The sequence below is a fragment of the Mesorhizobium sp. B264B1B genome (assembly GCF_020165765.1).
Classification (GTDB): Bacteria; Pseudomonadota; Alphaproteobacteria; order Rhizobiales; family Rhizobiaceae; genus Mesorhizobium.
On sequence record NZ_JAIUIS010000013.1, the window covers coordinates 129,640 to 146,774 of the forward strand.

Annotated in this window: 19 protein-coding genes and 2 pseudogenes; 11 read left to right on the top strand and 10 right to left on the bottom strand. The window is 62.2% G+C overall.

The features are described from left to right. Positions 1–251 precede the first annotated feature (251 nt). Positions 252–445: pseudogene (locus LB547_RS24380) on the top strand (SDR family oxidoreductase); the annotation flags it as partial. Beyond that, a pseudogene (locus tag LB547_RS24385) lies at positions 446–737 on the top strand (NADP oxidoreductase coenzyme); the annotation flags it as partial. A 133-nt stretch (positions 738–870) separates the two neighbouring features. On the opposite strand, the gene LB547_RS24390 reads toward LB547_RS24385, so the two are convergent. Then, positions 871–1,458: a TetR/AcrR family transcriptional regulator gene (locus tag LB547_RS24390; protein WP_140524731.1), complete on the bottom strand. Its 588-nt coding sequence runs from the start codon at positions 1,456–1,458 to the stop codon at positions 871–873. Positions 1,459–1,597: 139 nt separating this feature from the next. Here LB547_RS24390 and LB547_RS24395 point away from each other — a divergent pair, with 139 nt between their 5' ends. Genes LB547_RS24395 through LB547_RS24410 form a run of 4 tightly spaced genes read left to right on the top strand, consistent with a single transcriptional unit; the run spans position 1,598 to position 5,041 of the window. Next, on the top strand, positions 1,598–2,233 hold the full coding sequence (locus LB547_RS24395) for an NADPH-dependent F420 reductase (protein ID WP_140560459.1): 636 nt from the start codon (positions 1,598–1,600) through the stop codon (positions 2,231–2,233). Between the two features lie 46 nt (positions 2,234–2,279). Then, positions 2,280–3,233, top strand: coding sequence for an SDR family oxidoreductase (locus tag LB547_RS24400; protein WP_140762898.1), 954 nt, complete (start codon positions 2,280–2,282; stop codon positions 3,231–3,233). A gap of 31 nt (positions 3,234–3,264) precedes the next feature. Beyond that, entirely contained in the window at positions 3,265–3,885 is a 621-nt protein-coding gene (locus tag LB547_RS24405) for an NADPH-dependent F420 reductase (protein WP_140762901.1), read from the top strand. 46 nt (positions 3,886–3,931) lie between these two features. Beyond that, positions 3,932–5,041 (top strand): epoxide hydrolase family protein, encoded by a 1,110-nt coding sequence (locus LB547_RS24410; protein WP_140762904.1) that lies wholly within the window; start codon positions 3,932–3,934, stop codon positions 5,039–5,041. 242 nt (positions 5,042–5,283) lie between these two features. Here LB547_RS24410 and LB547_RS24415 read toward each other — a convergent pair whose 3' ends face one another. Next, positions 5,284–6,219 (bottom strand): IS110 family transposase, encoded by a 936-nt coding sequence (locus tag LB547_RS24415; protein ID WP_181171713.1) that lies wholly within the window; start codon positions 6,217–6,219, stop codon positions 5,284–5,286. Positions 6,220–6,459: 240 nt separating this feature from the next. Continuing rightward, positions 6,460–6,660: a hypothetical protein gene (locus LB547_RS24420; protein ID WP_140762907.1), complete on the bottom strand. Its 201-nt coding sequence runs from the start codon at positions 6,658–6,660 to the stop codon at positions 6,460–6,462. 243 nt (positions 6,661–6,903) lie between these two features. Here LB547_RS24420 and LB547_RS24425 point away from each other — a divergent pair, with 243 nt between their 5' ends. Continuing rightward, on the top strand, positions 6,904–7,548 hold the full coding sequence (locus LB547_RS24425) for a non-heme iron oxygenase ferredoxin subunit (protein ID WP_181173460.1): 645 nt from the start codon (positions 6,904–6,906) through the stop codon (positions 7,546–7,548). Then, the gene (locus tag LB547_RS24430; RefSeq protein WP_140524723.1) at positions 7,545–7,799 is read left to right on the top strand and encodes a hypothetical protein; all 255 of its coding nucleotides are present in this window, start codon (positions 7,545–7,547) and stop codon (positions 7,797–7,799) included. The genes LB547_RS24425 and LB547_RS24430 overlap by 4 nt, the downstream gene beginning before the upstream one ends. A gap of 299 nt (positions 7,800–8,098) precedes the next feature. Here LB547_RS24430 and LB547_RS24435 read toward each other — a convergent pair whose 3' ends face one another. After that, positions 8,099–8,701 carry an NADPH-dependent F420 reductase gene (locus LB547_RS24435; RefSeq protein ID WP_140557393.1) on the bottom strand — a complete coding sequence of 201 codons (603 nt, stop codon included), beginning with the start codon at positions 8,699–8,701 and terminating at the stop codon, positions 8,099–8,101. Positions 8,702–8,787: 86 nt separating this feature from the next. Further along, positions 8,788–9,522, bottom strand: coding sequence for an SDR family NAD(P)-dependent oxidoreductase (locus LB547_RS24440; protein WP_140762909.1), 735 nt, complete (start codon positions 9,520–9,522; stop codon positions 8,788–8,790). Between the two features lie 277 nt (positions 9,523–9,799). Between LB547_RS24440 and LB547_RS24445 the strand changes: the two genes are divergently transcribed. Together LB547_RS24445 and LB547_RS24450 are read left to right on the top strand one after the other, a co-directional pair. Further along, entirely contained in the window at positions 9,800–10,696 is an 897-nt protein-coding gene (locus tag LB547_RS24445) for a LysR family transcriptional regulator (RefSeq protein WP_140762912.1), read from the top strand. Positions 10,697–10,707: 11 nt separating this feature from the next. Then, positions 10,708–11,367, top strand: coding sequence for a GNAT family N-acetyltransferase (locus LB547_RS24450; protein WP_224655930.1), 660 nt, complete (start codon positions 10,708–10,710; stop codon positions 11,365–11,367). 101 nt (positions 11,368–11,468) lie between these two features. On the opposite strand, the gene LB547_RS24455 is transcribed toward LB547_RS24450, so the two are convergent. Next, complete coding sequence (locus LB547_RS24455; protein WP_140557399.1) at positions 11,469–12,308, bottom strand: hypothetical protein; 840 nt, start codon at positions 12,306–12,308, stop codon at positions 11,469–11,471. A 557-nt stretch (positions 12,309–12,865) separates the two neighbouring features. Between LB547_RS24455 and folP the strand changes: the two genes are divergently transcribed. Continuing rightward, positions 12,866–13,642: a dihydropteroate synthase gene (gene folP, locus LB547_RS24460; protein WP_246678596.1), complete on the top strand. Its 777-nt coding sequence runs from the start codon at positions 12,866–12,868 to the stop codon at positions 13,640–13,642. Positions 13,643–13,651: 9 nt separating this feature from the next. Here the strand turns inward: folP and pqqE are convergent, their stop codons facing one another. From pqqE to pqqB, 4 genes are read right to left on the bottom strand one after another with little or no spacing between them, the layout of a single operon-like run. Continuing rightward, the gene (pqqE, locus tag LB547_RS24465) at positions 13,652–14,773 is read right to left on the bottom strand and encodes a pyrroloquinoline quinone biosynthesis protein PqqE (RefSeq protein ID WP_140557402.1); all 1,122 of its coding nucleotides are present in this window, start codon (positions 14,771–14,773) and stop codon (positions 13,652–13,654) included. Continuing rightward, positions 14,770–15,066, bottom strand: a complete 297-nt coding sequence (gene pqqD, locus LB547_RS24470; RefSeq protein ID WP_140665675.1) for a pyrroloquinoline quinone biosynthesis peptide chaperone PqqD — start codon at positions 15,064–15,066, stop codon at positions 14,770–14,772. The genes pqqE and pqqD overlap by 4 nt, the downstream gene beginning before the upstream one ends. Beyond that, on the bottom strand, positions 15,063–15,821 hold the full coding sequence (pqqC, locus tag LB547_RS24475) for a pyrroloquinoline-quinone synthase PqqC (RefSeq protein WP_140498254.1): 759 nt from the start codon (positions 15,819–15,821) through the stop codon (positions 15,063–15,065). The genes pqqD and pqqC overlap by 4 nt, the downstream gene beginning before the upstream one ends. Beyond that, positions 15,818–16,756, bottom strand: coding sequence for a pyrroloquinoline quinone biosynthesis protein PqqB (gene pqqB, locus LB547_RS24480; RefSeq protein ID WP_140665679.1), 939 nt, complete (start codon positions 16,754–16,756; stop codon positions 15,818–15,820). Before pqqB ends, pqqC begins: the two co-directional genes overlap by 4 nt. Positions 16,757–17,135 lie beyond the last annotated feature (379 nt).

A 17,135-nucleotide genomic window follows, 5' to 3' on the forward strand; every position in this document is an offset into this window, starting at 1 on the left:
AATTGGCGCGCGAGGCGACCGAGTTCGTTCGCGACAGCAAATCGAGTTCCTTTTCAATCACTCTGTTCGCTTGCGCCTTCTGGTGATCGTAACCTGACAGATGGCGGCCCTAAGGAGAGGCGGCTCAACTCGCAAGCCGGCAGCCCCATTGTCGTCGGTCAGGAGTGTGCACGGCGATTCCGAAACCGGCCGTTCCGTATGCGGCCTGAGAAGCGGTACACTCACGTTTCAGCTTGGACTTTGCAGCTATTCCCGCTTGCATCGCGACCGAACTCGCGACCGAAGCGCTCGGAGAGGACGGCTTGAAGGCTTACGGCTCAATGACTGCGTTTCAGCGCATGGGCGATCCGGCAGAGCTCGGGGCGGCGGCACCCTTCCTCGCCTCATCGGACAGCAGCTTCATGACAGCGAGGTAGCGGTCGACGGCGGCCTAGCCCAACTCTGACAGCCGTCTTCCAAGTTCATTGAGCAGGCCTTCTCAGGTGCAAACTGGTCAAGGGTTTCAATCATTTGATCGCTGCCATCCTTGACCAGGATCCGGCCGTAAAGGGCGGCAGGAGAGTCATATTCCTGGCGAGCGATGATGAAGACGCCGCGGCGCAGATTGGTACGCTCGCGGAAAATCTCGGCTTTGCGCCGATAAAGCTAGGCGGGCTTTCCGAAGGCGACTGCTCGTGCAGGCGCGCAGGAACAACTGGGGCCGGCTGGTCTTCAAGGACCTGGTCAAATTTGACTGATGAACATGACGTCCCCACCGGCAGGGACACGATGCACGCATCGGATCGAGCACTATCCGATGCGTGCGGCCGAGGTGATGCTTGGAAGCAAACGATGAAGTGCTCCGCCTCTCGTCAGCAGTATGATGAATACTTAGTTTTGACGGTCGAGCGCAGCAGAAGCCGATCCGGTCGACGGGTTCGCCAGGATGGCGCCCGTAATGATGCGAAAGAGATGATCGGCCCGCGGCGCGAATGAGGGTTGGTCGACCGCCCAGCCGAGCGCCGTCATCAGGGCGAACAGGTCATCCCCATTCATGTCGAGCCGCGCCGCGCCTTCGGCCTGTGCGCGGAGCAGCAGTCGCGCGCTCGCCGAGTGCACCGCTGCGCATGAAGCGTAAAGAGCGGAGTTCGGATTCGTGTGGGCGGCGGCCATCATGGCGACGACGCCCCTATAGCTTTGGGCGAACGCCAACCACTCCTGGAACCAGGAGATGAGCGCTTCGTCAGGCGAATCCGAGGTTTCGAGTTCATCTGCCCTCTGAGTCAGTGCGTCCAGATTCGTACACAGCAGCGCCTCGAACAGGGCTTCTCGCGTCGGGAAATGACGAAGCAGCGTGGCTAACCCGACCTCGGCCCGACGGGCGATATCGCGCATGGACGCATTGATACCGTGCTCGGCGACGACGTCACGCGCGACCGCGAGGATATGGCTGTAATTTTTTTTTGCGTCGGCTCGCATGAGATGCCTTGATAAGCGGATCAGTGATCCGTATATGTGGATCGATGATCCGGTTACTAAGCGGATCGGTGAACCACTAAATAGGGTGCGTCTGCACAAATGGCAACAAAGGCGCTGCCGCCCCGCAAGGAAAATGAACATGAGCACTATCAGCATCATCGGGTCAGGCGGTATGACCGCAGCGATCGGCGACCTTGCCGCCAAGGCCGGACACACCGTCGAGGTGATGAGCCGCGACGGTGCCAAGTCGCGGGCGCTGGCCGAGCAGGTCGGAGCCGGCGCGACGACCGGAACGTTTGGCGCCGCTCCGGTCGGGGACATTGTCATCCTGGCGGTTCCCTATTCGGCCGTTCTCGACGTGGTGAAGCAGTACGGCGAAAAGCTGGCAGGCAAGCTCATTGTCGACATCACCAACCCCATCAAATCCGACTTCACGGGTTTCTTGACTCCTGAAGACAGTTTCGGCGCGCAGGAGATCGCCAAGGTTGCTCCTGCCAATGCCACTATCGTCAAGGCGTTCAACACCCAGAACGCCCGAGTCTTGGCTGCCGGTCCAATCGGGGGCCATCCTTTGGACGTGTTCATCGCCGGGGACGACTCTCAAGCGAAGGCGCGCGTCTCGGCGTTCATCGACAGCCTCGGACTACGTCCGATGGATACCGGGCGGCTGATTATGGCCCGAACGCTGGAGCACGCCTGCATGCTGTGGCTGGGCCTCATGACCCACTCCGTCAAACACACCAACTTCTCAATCCGCGTCAGCCTCCTCGGCTGAGCCCGCGGCACCACGTCTCGCATCACATTACCCAAGGAGCAGCAGCATGCGCGTTTTCGTTACTGGCGGGACCGGCCATATCGGTTCGTATGTCATCCCCGAGCTCATCGCGGCCGGACATGAGGTCATTGGCCTGGCCCGGTCGGACACGTCCGCGACTGCGGTATCGGCACTCGGCGCCAAGGTACGTCGCGGGGATATCACCGACCTCGATGGGCTCAAGGTCGCGGCGGCGGAGTCCGACGGCGTCATCCACGTCGCGCACCGGCAAGACCTGCTGCCCTCCGGCGGGATCGACGCCGTGGCAGCTGCGGAGCTCCAGATCATGCTCGCCTACGGCGAGGCGCTGGCGGGGACCGGAAAGCCGCTCGTCGTCTCAGGGAGCATCGGCTCGCCGGGGTGGGAAGGCCTGGGCCTGCCAGCCACCGAGGAAGATCCGGCTCTTCCCGGCGGCGAAGCATACAAGGGCACCCTGCGGGTTCGCAACGCCGTGGAACTCGCCGTGATCGGCTTAGCGGGACGGGGCGTGCGGTCTTCGGTCGTCCGAATTCCTCCCATCGCGCACAGCACGACCGATGCCGGCTTCCTCCAGCTGCTGATCGGTCTCGCGAAGGAGAAGGGCGTAATCGGTTACCCCGGAGACGGCGCGAACCTCTGGCCGGCTGTGCATGCCCGCGACCTGGCCTCCCTGTTCCGCCTGGCGCTGGAGAAGGGGCCGGCTGGCAAATATTGGCACGGGATTGAGGGCGAGGGCATCCGGTTCCGCGAGATCGCTGAGGCCATTGGCAGCCGTATGGGCATGCCTGTTGTGCCCATCCCTGCGGACGTACTGATGTTGCCGGGCTTCTTCGGCTTTCTCGCGAACTTGGTCACGCTGGACCTTCCGGCGTCCAACGCCATCACCCGCCAGACGCTCGGCTGGGAGCCAGCTCAGCCGGGCCTGCTCGAGGACCTCGACAACGGCCATTACTTCCCGGCGGATCGTATCGCGATCCCGTGATCCGTCCACCCAACTCACAAGGAGACAACACATGAGCACTATCAGCATCATCGGCTCAGGAGCCATGGCCGCCGCGATCGCGGGCCGTGCCGCCAAGGCCGGACATACCGTCGAGGTTGTCAGCCGCGACCCCGCCAAGGCGCGGGTGCTCGCCGACCAACTTGGAGTCGGAGCGACCACTGGAACATACGGCGCCGTCCCCGCGGGCGACATCGTCATCCTCGCCGTGCCGTACAGCGGTGCCGCGGCGGCGGTAGCCGACTTTGGGAAAGCGCTCGATGGCAAGGTGATCGTCGACATCGCCAACCCGGTTGCCCCCGACCTCTCGGGCCTCGTCACGCCCCACGGCAGTTCCGGCGCGCAGGAGACCGCAAAGGGCCTCCCCGCCGGCGCGCATGTTGTGAAGGCATTCAACACGATCTTTGGTCACGTGCTTGCGAAGGGTGGACGCCTCGACGCGTTCATCGCAGCCGACGATGCGGAGGCGAAAGCGCGCGTCTCGACGTTCCTCGAAAGTCTCGGGCTGCGTCCGCTCGACGTGGGCGGCTTGCACATGGCCCAGACGGTGGAGGCGCTCGGTTTGATGATGATTGGCCTCGCCAAAAACGGCGCCGGCACCTGGAACTTCGCTATGAACGTCGATATCGGCTGAACCACCGACATCAGCCCTCCGCTGCACTACAGCCAAGGAATCGATCATGATCACTCCCTTCCAGATTCCCTATGATGCGGACCAGGCCGCTGACCTTCGTAGCCGCCTCGCACGGACGCGTTGGGCCGACGCGGTAACTGACGACTGGACCATGGGAACCGAGCGCGGCGTCCTCAACCAGTTCATCGATTTCTGGCGTGACGGCTATGACTGGGCGCAGCGACGAGACCGGCTTAACCAGCTTCCCCATTTCCGGACGACGGTCGACGGCCATGGCATACACTTTCTGCATTTTCGCAGCGGCCAAAGGGGATCGATCCCGCTACTGCTGATGAACGGCTGGCCGTCTAGCTTCGTGGAGTTTCAGCGTATAGCACCGCTGCTTACCCAGGGAACGCCGGCATTCGATGTCGTGATCCCCACCATGCCCGGCTTCGGCTACTCGGACAGGCCAACCCGGCCCTACGAGGCGGAGCCCAGCGACCTCTATCCGAAGTTGATGACGATGCTGGGCTATGGGCGGTTCCTCGTGGCCGGGACTGACATCGGCTCCGGCCTTGCCACCCGGATAGCGCTTCGGTATCCGGCGCGTTTGCTGGCTCTCCATGTCTCGGCGGTCGCGCCGAAGCCGATTCCAGAAGATGCATCGCCCCTGTCGAAGGCCGAGATCGACTATGACGAGCGCCTCCAACTGTGGAGCCGGGAGGAAGGGGGCTATCAGGCGATCCAGAGCTCGAGGCCACAAACTCTCGCCTTTGGGCTTGCCGACAGTCCTGTTGGCCTAGCCTCGTGGATTGTCGAGAAATTCCGGGCCTGGACGGACTGCGATGGCGACGTCTTCTCTGTCTGGCCCCTCGAAGCCTTGATTGACACCGTGATGATCTACTGGATGACCAACACGATCGGGTCGTCTGTCCGCTACTATTACGATGCCGCCCGGCTGCGGCCGCCGTTGCGGGCAGATGACTTCGTGCATGTTCCCACCGCCGTCGCGATGTGGCCACATGATCTGGCGCTCGCGCCGCGCGAGCGGGCCGAGCGGCTCTACAATGTGCGGAGTTACACCGTCTTTCCGCGTGGCGGGCATTTTCCGGCCTGGGAAACGCCGGAACTCTACGCCGACGATTTGCGAAAGATCGCGCTCGCCGCGATCTGAACGAACAAGCGTGTTCCGCTTCACCCACGAGCGGGCACGGCTCGTGGAGATTGCCCGCCAGCGGCGTGCCGAGCAGGCGGCTGGCCAAGCTCGAAGAACAGCGGGTGGAATATCTCGATCGCAAGCTCGCGCAGCCAGAGCAGCGTGATCGACTACGGACGTTTCTGATGACGCTTCCCGCTGACTCCATTTCCGAGGAAGCGTTCGGGCGAAGAAGGTTACCGCTAGAGTATCCGTGTTGGTCAAGGAAGGGATGGGGTCCAGTTTCGACCATCCCTGAGCAGAGCGTTTGCGAGGAGGATGAGCCTTCTCATGATTGCGGTGATTGCGACCTTTGCGGCTTTGCCGGCTGCTCTGAGCTGATCGTACTTGGTCTTGAGATTGGGATTGAAGCGCATGGCGACGAGGGCGGGCATGTAGAGTGCCTGTCGGACATTGGCCCGCCCGCCGCGGATGAAGGCGCGGCCGGTCCACTGCCCGGACTGCCGGGTGAGCGGAGCGAGACCTGCGAGGGAAGCGGCCTGAGCCTGGCCGAGCGTACCGAGTTCGGGCATGTCGATGAGCAGTGCGAAGGCGGTGATTGCCGAGACGCCCGGGATCGAGACGAGGATGGCGAAGCGGCGGGAGAGATCGGAATCGGCCTGGATGAGCGCCATGATCGCCTTTTCGACAGCGGCCGTTTGACGTTCGATCTGCCTGAGCTGCTGGGCATTGTGGCGCTTGAGGATGGGAAGGGTCAGCGTCTTGGCCCTGTTCCTCGCCGCTATCCGGTTCTTCACCAGCGCCTCGCGCGCCATGTGCAGGTCCTTGAGATCGTTGAGGAGCGGACTGCGCGGCTGCCGCGCCTCCAGATCGAGCAGCGCACCCATGCGGGCGAGCATGGCGGCGTCGAGCCGGTCGGTCTTGGCGCGCCTGCCGGTGGCCTCGGCGAAGCGCCGGGCCTGGCGCGGGTTGACCTTGACGAGCGCGAAGCTTGCCGCAGCCAGCCTGCGTTCAAGGGCGCGGTGATACGGGCCGGTCGGCTCGTAGACAATGTGAGCGTCGGGTTCTCCCAGCCACGTCACGAAGGCCCTGTGGCCGGGATTGTCGTTGGCAAAGCGGCGGCTCGCACCGTCGCTCAGCCTGTGGGCGTCGAGATGGTCTTTCGATATGTCGACCCCGATGGTATCGTTGGTCATCTTTCGCTTGTCCTGTGCTTGTCATCCGGAGCCGATCTCCGGGTATCCGTTCAGGCCTCAAGGAAAGACGAGGGCGATCCGACTCTAGCTCGACCCGTCAGACGGTCCGCAATTCCACCGATCCGACCCTCGCCGCTGAGGGAGGGCGGCTACCCTCTCCCGGCGGTTCCTTTCTGACCCGTTCGGCAGCAAATGTCATAAGACAAGCCATTCACGGTCCACGATCTTCGGCATACGGGATCAGTGTTTTGGTACATCTGCACCAGACGATTTTTCCATCTCGAAGCGAGCTAGCAAGTCGCTGTCGTCGCCAATTGCCGGCTTGACGCTGCTTTGGGCAGCCCGCTTCCAAGTTCGCGTTTCCGGCTCCTTTGGAAGTGTTCCGTTCACGAATTGCAGGCCCTTCCGGCCGTTCGCATCGCAATGGATCGTGAGGGCCATTTCTGATCACCAGATTGGCGCTTGGCGCATCGTCTCGGGCACGACCGGTTCGAATTCTCCGATAGATCTCCGTGCCTACATACCGCCGCGTCCGGCTGCCATGCAGCTGTATTTTCGGCGATTGCTTGCCTGTGGTCGATCACTCGGCATGGGGTTTCATCGATATCTCTATTTCCACAATGAATTTGCGAGCGAAGGAAAGAGAACGAAAATAAACGAAACAAAACGGATATGGGGAGGCGCATGGACACGCAGACTAATCCAGAAAGCAGGCAGTGGATCCAGGCGATCCGTGCCGACAGTCTTCCTGTCGACGATGCGACGCGCATCGAGCACCAGGGGGTATGTATCGCCATCTTCAATTTTGCCGGCAAGTTCTACGCCACTTCAGGCATTTGTACGCACGCCCACGCCTTCCTTTCGGAAGGCTATATCGACGGCCAGACGGTGGAGTGTCCTTTGCATCAGGGACTGTTCCACGTTCCCACCGGCACACCGCTTTCACCGCCCGTCACCGAGCGGCTGAAGACCTACGAAACCAAGGTGTCGGACGACGGTTTCCGGGACTATCTCGACGTCTATCCGGTCGGCGACCTCGCCGGCGGATTCGTCTGGAAGCCGGGCATGGGCGCCAGCTTCGTCGGCCCTTACAGCAAGCTGCAGATCAAGGCGCCTTTCACGGATTATCTGCCGTTGTCTGAAGGTCCGGTGCTCGACGCCAGCAAGAAATGTCGCATCGGCCTGGTCTTCCATGGCTTCAACCATCCCTGGCTGATCAGCCTCGCCGACACCGCCGCCTGGGAAGCCAAGCGCCATCCGAATATCGAACTGGAGGTCATCGACGCCGAGTTCGACGACAACAAGATGGGCCAGGTGATCGATACGTGATCGCCAAGCAATATGATGGCATCGTGCTGTGGCCGAACCGTGAAGCGCCGATGGGCCCGCCCGTCGACCGTGCCATCGCCGGCCTTGGCGCCGGTATTGTTTCCAGGACCGAGTACCTTCCGGACGATCGTTTGACGGCGCTTTCGATCTCGGATCACAAGCCGTTCACGCAATCCTTCGCGGCGTGTCTGAAGGTTCGCCAAACGCTACGTCCGATAGAGGCTTTCATGCAGCTGGTCAGGGATCATTAGAGTGACCGCGGTACTTCCGCCCTTTTAGGGCGTTGCCCAGCAACCAAGTGCCTTTTTGCGCCGCCGCATGGCATTGCTGCCGGCGCAATCGGTTAGTCCGCAGCCCAAAGCTCTACGACCAATTGCGGCCGCCGCATGGCGCAGGCTTGACCGCTCCCCGCTCTTCGAACGGCGCCTATACGCCGTTAGGCCCACCCCAGCCTTCGCGACCTTGTGGTCTTCAAATATTCGGTCGCGCGCTGCTCGAAGAAGTTAGCGCGCGACCAGGTCTCGGCGTTGATCACGCGGTTGTAGATTGACTACTGCTCCTTCTTGAACAAATCCTGGAAGATGAGGTGGCCCCAGGTGCGGCCGCGTGCGTGCACAAGCGCGCCACCCTCGTCGAGCTTTCCCAGCTTGACGGGTGCGAACCCGAGTTGTTTGGCCAAGGCCGCCACGGCGGCGGTCGCGTCCTCGTCGTCACCAGACAGAAAGACGACCCGGTGGCCGCCCTCGACGATCGGATCGGCAGCCAGGGTGGCCGCAGCCAGGTGATTGAACCCTTTGACGAGCTTGGCGCCGGTGAACGCCTTCGCGACGAAGGCGGAGGACGGCAGACCGTCCAGCTCTTCGGGGAGAACTCCAAAAGTGTTCATCGCGTCGATGACCGTCTTGCCTTCCCAGTTCGGCAGGGCTTTCGCGACCTCGCGATGCTCCCAGAACGGGACCGCCAAGATGATTGTGTCGGCCTCGAGCGCATCCCGCAGCGACTTGGCAATGACCGTGGGTCCAATCGCCCGAGCCTGCGGCGCCAATGCCTCGGGCGGCCGGCGGCTCGCGACGGCCACCTTGATTTTCTTACGGGCGAAGGCCTGGGCGAGGGCCTGGCCTATCTTGCCGAATCCTACAATTGCATAGCTCATAATACTTCTCCGATCCGTGTTGATGTCGATTCCCGGCCCTCAACGGCGCTGGTTAATTGAATGGAGTGCCGGCCGGGCGTGGCGCCTCAGAGTTGCGCAAGGCCGCCGTCGACGGCGACCTCGCTGGCGGTCATGAAGCTGCTGTCCGACGACGCGAGAAAGGCGGCGACGGCCCCGATCTCCGCCGGATCAGCCATTCGCTGGAGCGGTGTCATCGCGGCGAAGATCTTCTGGCCCTCCTCGCCCAGCGCTTCTTTCGCGAGTTCGGTCGCGGTCGCCCCGGGCGACAGCACGTTGACCCGGATGCCGGTGCCCTTCAGGTCCTCCGCCCAGGTCCGCGCGAGGTTGCGCACTGCCGCCTTGCTCGCGCTGTAGGCGCTCATTGCCGGGGCGCCCGTGGTGCCGGCGCTCGATCCGGTCAGGATTATCGAACCGCCTTGGCCCATCAGCGGCAGCGCCTTCTGGACAGTGAAGATCGTACCCTTCACATTGGTGTCGAAGGTTTCGTCGATGTGCTCGGCGGTGATCTCGCCGAGCGCAAGCTGGCTTCCCGCCCCGGCATTGGCGAAGACAATGTCGAGGGTTCCGCGCTCGGCCTTCACCGTCGCGTAGAGTCGGTCGAGGTCGGCCTCATCCGAGACCGAGCCCGTCACCGCGCGGGCATTTGGCCCGAGCTCGGCCAGAGCCGCGTCGAGCGTTTCCTGCCGGCGGCCGAAGATGAAGACGAAGGCGCCCTCCTCGATGAAGCGCTTTGCCGCGGCGCGGCCGATGCCGGTAGCGCCGCCGGTGATGACTGCAACCTTCCCGTTTAGCTTTCCCATGACTTTTCCTTCCAGGCTCTGCCTTTGATCGTTCGGGAAGAACCCCGAGAGCCTGGAAATAAGTCTGCAGGGGTCAGGCTTTGAGTGCGGAAGTGCGCACATCGGTGGTGCAAAATCGATCCGGTCGGACGACTGCCGCCAGCCGCGACGAATTGGTATCCGTCGTTCGGAATTGGGCCGCGCTCGTCGACATAAGCTATGATAACTGCCCACACTGCTGTACGACTGCGTTGGATACGGGCTTTGGAAAGCGCACCGCGCGGTGCGGGATCGCGCCATGATCGACTGGGATGATGTTCGCTATTTTCTGGCCGTGGCGCGCGGAGGCTCGGTGCGGGCCGCCGGCGAGCGCCTCGGTGTGAACCACTCGACCGTGCTGCGACGCGTTGGACAGCTCGAGGAACGCCTTGGGGCGCAGATGTTCGAAAAGCTGCCTTCGGGCTACCGCCTGACGGCTGCGGGCGAGGAGGTGCTCGAGCTCGCGAACCAGATGGAAGCGTCGTCGCACCAGTTGGAGACACGCGTCTTCGGGCGCGACCAGAGCGTGCGCGGGCTTCTGCGGGTGACATTGGCTCCGACCCTTGCGACACACCTGCTCATGCCTGATTTCGCCGAGTTCGCGCGTCTGCATCCGGACATCGAGATGGACGTCTTGTCGTCCGGGGAGCTGGCAAATCTGACCAACCGAGAGGCCGACGTGGCGATCCGCGTCGTCTATGACCGCAAAACCCTGCCGCTCAATCTTCACGGCCTGAAGGGGCCAGAGTTGTTCGGCGGCGTCTATATGTCCCGCGATCGACTCGCCGCCTGGCATGCGGGCGCGCCCGATCCCGTCCGGTGGATCGTCATAAGCATTCATGGAATTCCGGACTGGGCTCGCGAGGGCGAGGTTCGCACCACGGAGGTTCCATTCAGGACCACGGACGCCGAGGCACAGATCGTTGCGGTACGGCAAGGGCTCGGGATCACGACACTGCCGTGCTTCGTCGGAGATGCCGACCCCCTGCTGGTGAGGGTGCCGGGTACCGACCTGCACATGTACGGAACGCTCTGGCTTCTCACGCAGGGGGAGACACGCAAGACGAAGCGCGTGCGGCTCTTCACCGAGTTCGTGTCCCGCAGGCTCGCGGCGTACGCTCCGCTTTTCGCGGGACTGTCCATATCGCGCGACTGACGCTTGGCGGGTTGACGGCCCGCCTTGCCGACGGCTTTCTGGTCGCCGCTTTCCGGCTATCATTGGCGCCGCCTCAGGTGGAAAATGCTTCGATGGAAACTGTCCGATTTCCCAAGCTCACGACACCAAGGCTCGTGCTTCGGGCGCCGAGAAAACGGGATATCCCGGCATGGTTTGCGCGCGCGACGGATGTCGAATCCGCCTCTCTTGCCGGCGATCCTGTTCCCGACGACATAAGCGCGGGCGAGCGATGGTTCGCCCGTTCGCGTCAGCGGTTCGCTGACGGTACGGCGATCCAGTGGTCCATAGATCAAGTAGGAGTTTCGGAAGCGATCGGGACAATAACCCTGTCCTTCGGCGCAACCGACGCCAAGGCAGCTGCATTGGGATTTGTGCTCGCGCGTGCGCATTGGGGGCACGGACTGGGCAGCGAGGCGGCGCGCGAAGTTCTCCGCTACGCTTTCGAAACTCTGGCGCTTGAACGGGTGACGGGCGAAGCGGCGGCGCGCAATTTTGCCTCGGTGCGGATATTTGCGAAGCTTGGATTCAAACATGTCGAAAGCTTCATCGATGAGTCCGACGGCGAGCGTTGCGAGCGCTTTTACGCTCGACCGAGACATCGGGCCGTCACTGTTGGCAAGCAACGCCATGCCGGACTGCTAGGGCTCTGAGCCATGGCAAATAGCGTTGCTCCGGCGAGTCGATACCGACCTGCGCTTGCGCGCCTCTCTCGACAAGACCAACGGCTGGACGCGATCGAGCGCAGCCAGGTTCAGTTGGTGCTGGTTGTGGCTGTGAACCCGCACTGCTTCTGTTCCATATCGATCTGCTTCGTGATGCGGACGGCGTTCTGTGCGTAGGCTTCCGTCACGGAGCCACTATTCACGGTCTTGTCCTTCAGCGGACTCACGCCTGCGCAGAGGTGGAAAACATGCGGCTCGGTGGACTTCGCGGCTCCGTTTTCGGGCGCGATCCAGTAGACGACGTCCTGACCTGCGGGGTGGCTCGCGTCTCGCGTCGCCGCCGCCACCGCGGCGGTGTCCGTCGCGATCGCCTGCGCCTGAGCGGCGACGTCGGGCGAACAGGCAGTGGTGGGCTGCCCCGACTTGATCTGGGCTGCGCATGCGTTCATATCCTGGGTGTATTGTTCGACCGACGGGGGTTTGAAGCTGATCCCCATGATCGTCGCGAGCACGGCCAGCGCAGCGCCGACGCCGCCGGCAACCTTCTTGGTCCGCGGGTCCATGTTTTTGTCGGTGAGGATGAGGAAAACCAGCGGGAGAAAGGCAATCAGCGTGATGATTGCGCCGAGCTGGTTTTGGAAGAAGAACCTGGCCGTGTCGGATGCACGGGCCGGATCATGCCTGTTCGCCGCCTTCCACAGCAAGTTGCCGGCGATTGCGAAAATCGCGATGCCGACCAGAAGGCCGATGATCAGCGGCAGGTGTGCCTGATCGAATTTGTTCTGGCGAAGCAGCATAATCCCGTAGATTTCGCCGCCAATGGCGACGATCCACGAGAGTGCGGCGAAAAGACGAAGACGCGTGGCGGAGGACTTCTGGCCCTGCGTCGCTTGCCAATCCTTGGTAACGTCTGACTTGTTGTCGGTCATTGACCAGATCCCCTGATATCGACACTTAGGCGGGCGGCGTTAGCAGCGTCATTGAACGAGCATTACTTGCCTTAGCGATGCGGGCAAAAATGTGAGCGCCACGGCAGGCTTAATCCTCATACATATTGCGCATGAGTGAAACCGTCCATACTCATTGAGGCAGACGCCTATGCAGCGATGGCTCCGTTAATCTCTGGCCCGAACTGACGACACCAGCCGAAAATCGAAATTGCCATTGCCATCTCCGTGGTTCCTTCCTCGGCGGCTCTCGCACACCCTGCGGCGCCCGAACATTCGCTTCTCGCACTGTGGGGTTATGATAGCCTGGGCGACCGAAAGATCGAATACGACGCGAATTCCACAATGACGATGACCACGACACCAACTGCGGTATTGCGTGGCATGGAGCTCAGCATCCCTCGCGAGAATGCACCCGGTAGACTATGTCCGAGCGATCACCAGGGAGGCGTGGCGTCGATGCTCGCCGCGCTCGCCCGATGAACCGTTGGCAACTTGCTCATGGACGGTATCTCGATCTTGGTGCGAGATCGTTACTGATGGGGATCTTGAACGTTACGCCGGACAGTTTTTCCGACGGTGGAGAATTCGATCGGCCGGAGCGGGCACTCGAACAGGCACGGCGTATGATCGGCGAGGGCGCGGCGATCATTGATGTCGGGGGCGAGTCCACCAGGCCCGGCGCCGGCAGCGTTTCGGCGCTTGAGGAACAATCGCGTATCCTCCCGATCATCGAGGCGCTGTCGTCGGACGGCGACTGCATCGTTTCGGTTGACACCTATCGGGCCGAGACGGCGCGTCTCGCGGTCGCGGCGGGTGCACATATCGTCAACGACGTACACGGCCTGCAGCGCGAACCCGACATTGCGCACGTCGCGGCGGAAGCTGGCGCTGGCCTGGTCATCATGCACACCGGGCGCGACCGGGAAAAATTGGCCGATGTAATCGCCGACCAGTTCCTGTTCCTGAACAGATCGCTGGAGATCGCGCGCAACGCCGGCATCCCGGACGACCGCATCGTGCTGGACCCAGGCTTCGCTTTCGCCAAGAGCGGAGAGGAGAACCTTGAACTCATGGCTCGCTTCGGCGAACTGCGCGCTCTTGGTTTTCCATGGCTCGTCGGCACCTCGCGCAAGAGGCTTGCCCATCACCTGGTCGGCGAAAGCGACGAAGGGCGGGACGTTGGCACAGTTGCAACCAGCGTCATCCTGCGGTTGAAGGGTGCTTCGATTTTTCGTGTGCACAATGTCGGGATCAATCGCGATGCCCTGGCTTTCGCCGACGCAGTGCGCGAGCGCGAGAATACGGCGGAATGAAAGAACCTGTCAGGCGGGCTCGGTCACGACGCCGATACGCCGGTAGGTGAATGGTTCGTCCTCCGAAGGAACTGTCGCGGTACGCTTGGCTTCGTCGATCAGCATCGCCATGCGCGCGTGGATCGGCGACTTCGCGCAAGCCGGATCCGTTGCGGCGGCATCGCCGGCGATCGCCATCGCCTGGCAGCGGCAACCGCCCCAGTCGATCTCGCGTCGTTCACAGCCGCGACAGGGTTCCTGCATCCAGTCCGTGCCGCGGAAGGCATTGAACGCCGGCGAATCGGCCCAGATCGAGGAGAGGGTGTGTGGTTTGAAACGCTCGAAGCTGAGCGACGGGATCGTCTGCGCGGCATGGCACGGCAGCACGGTGCCGTCAGGCGCCACCATGAACGCGTCACGCGCCCAGCCACCCATGCACGGTTTGGGGTAGATGGCGAAATAGTCTGGTGTCACGAAATCGATGTTGATAATGCCGGCCAGCCGCTCGCGTGCTTCCGCGACGATTTCCGCCTGCCGGTCGACTGCTGCACGCTCGGGCATCAGCTGATCGCGATTGATCAAAGCCCAGCCAGCGTACTGGACGTTGGCGATCTCGAGCCTCTCCGCGTCCAGCGAAAGGGCAAGATCGATGAACTCCGGTACCTCCTCGATGTTATGGCGATGGATCGGCGCGTTGATGGTGAGAGGCAAGCCGGCAGCTCGCGCGCGGCGTGCCGTCTCCAGCTTCTTGTCGTGGCTGCCTTTGTGGTTGCCGATGCGTTCGGTGGTCTCAGGCCGTGCGCCCTGAAAGCTCAATTGCAGATGGTCGAGCCCGGCTTCGGCAAATGCTTCGATGCGGCCTTCGGCGATGCCGACGCCCGCGGTAATCAGATTTGTATAGACGCCGCGCGCTGAAAGTCCGGCGATCAATTGCTCGAGGTCGCGGCGCAGCGTCGGCTCACCGCCTGACAGATGCACCTGCAGAACACCGAGATCGGCGGCCTCCGAGAACAGGCTGAGCCAGGTCTGTGTGTCGAGTTCGCGATTGGCCTTCTGCAATTCGAGCGGGTTGGAGCAATAAGGACATTGCAGCGGGCAGCGATGTGTCAGTTCCGCCAGCATGCCGATAGGAGGGAGGAGGGGCGTGTTCATAGCTTCACCAGCAGCTTGTCCGACCACTCTTGCAGGAAGGCGATGACGTCGGCCGCCACGGCCTCCTCCTCGGCCTCATAATCCGTGGCAAGGCCGGCGATGATTTCGCCGACCGTGGACCGTCCGTCGCAGCGCCGCAATATGTCGAGGCTGATATCGTTCGGCCAGAATATTCTCTCCGGTGACAGCACGGCGAATGCCTGCCGCACGGAATCGTACTGTATGCGCACGTGCTTCGGCAGGAAGGGTATCGATCCCAGCGACACCAAGGCTCTTTCGCGCAGCATCATCATGGGGCTGCCTCGGGGCGGAAGGCGCCGGGCGGTATGTTTCCCGGCTCGCCATAGGCGTGTTGAAGCGCATCAAGCATGGCCCAGAGTATATCGCATTTGAACACCAGCGCATCTATTGCCTGCTGCTGGCGTTCCGCCGTATCGGCATGGCTGAGCACGTAGGTGAGGGCGAAGTCGGCGTCGCGCGAGGCTTGTTCGGGCCGTTGCTTGAAATAGGCCAGCGTATCCTCGGTGATATAATCGTATTTGGCCAGCATCGCCGGTACGCGCTCGCCGATGATAAGCGGTGAGAACATCTCGGTCAGCGACGACGCGACCGCCTCGAACAGCGTTCGGTTGGTGCAAAAGGAGAGGTATGCCCCCACGGCGAACCGTGTCGCCGGCAGTGCCAGCCTTTCGCTCTTCACGGCCTCGGCATCCAGGCCGAGCGAGGTTGCCAGATGCAGCCAGCGCGCGATACCGCCGCTCCAGCCGTCCTCGCCATCATGGTCTTCGATACGTTTGCGCCAGGCGGCGCGAAACGCCGGATCCTCGGCATGTGCGAGGATCATGGCATCCTTGCGCGGGATGACAGCCTGGTAGCAATAACGGTTCAGCGCCCAGGCCTTCATCTCGGCCTTCGACAGCGCGCCGCTGGTCATCCTGTGATGGAAGGGATGATGATTGTGGTAGCGCTCGGCGCCGACCTGCCTCAGCACGGCTTCGAGATCGCTCGTGGACAGGCCGCCTTTGGCCGCATCGCGGAAATCGTTCAAAATTCCATCTCCATGCCGTCGCCTGCGACTTCCCAGCCTGCCGCCTTGACCGCCGCGTGTTCGGCCGAATTCTCGTCAAGGATCGGATTGGTGTTGTTGATATGGACGAAGACGCGGCGGCCCAGCCTCACATCGGCCAGGCTGGCGATCGAACCCGCGTCTCCCGAAATCGCCAGATGCCCCATGCGCGTGCCGGTTTTCTGACCGACGCCGGCGACGATCATCTCGTCGTCGGTGTAGACAGTGCCGTCGAACAGAAGACAGGCTGCATCGCAAAGACGCGCGCGCAGCGTCGCATCGATGCGCGCGCAGCCTGGGATGTAGAAGACAGAATCGCGGCTGCCAATACCCGCAATTCGGACTCCAATCGTGTCACCGGCGTCGGAGCTGAAATTGGCATCCGGATGGTCTTTGTCCTCCAGATAGAGTGCTATCTTTCCAGGCACCGGAAAGCTCTCGATCATCACGCCGGTCTCGCTGCCTTCGGCATCGCAGATGACCAATTCTTTCGCTGTCGGCAGGATGCGCCGCGGCACGACCGCCGGATCGAGAACGTTGAAAATCGAATTCGCCTCCAGCGTCGCCAGAACCTGCGCCGTTGCATAGATGGCGAAAGGCTGCCGCTCGCGCAGGCTGAGCAGTCCGGCGATATGATCGACATCGGCATTGGTCAGCACCACCGCGCGGATAGGGGTCGAGCGCAGCGGCGCGTCGCCCGCAGGTTGCAACTCTGGCGTTGCCGCGATCTGCTGGCGAATGTCGGGTGAGGCATTGAAAAGGACCCAGCCGACCCCATCCGCCGAGGCGATGACACTTGATTGGGTTCGTGAATGCACGCCAGCCATCCCGGAGCGGGCCGCACGACTGAGACGATAATTGCAATTCCATTGCGGAAAGCCGCCGCCTGCCGCCGATCCGATGATCCTCAAACGCATGAAAATGCCCGCCCCGCGGCTTCTCTGACCAGCAGGCAATTTGCAGCCCTGAAAAGTGCCGCGCGCGCCCTACACGCGTCAAAACCTTTCGCCAAAACCCTTGCGGGGATGCGTGCCCCTGTTGCCAGGGACACGCACCTCTGCGGCCTACCTCTTGGGAGTAATTTCGGCAGGCAGATACCGAGAAATTTCCATGCCCGCAGCAACCTGGCACATGGTCGGTTTTTTCCAGTTCTTCTTCATGACATTTCTCCTCTTATACCAGTCCGTAGGGACCGATCCCTGTTGTTAGCCAACCATTGCAGGGCACCAAAGCAATGGCTCGTCCATCACGTCTCAAAATGGACAAATGAAAAAGTAGGTTTTGAAAAATCGAAAA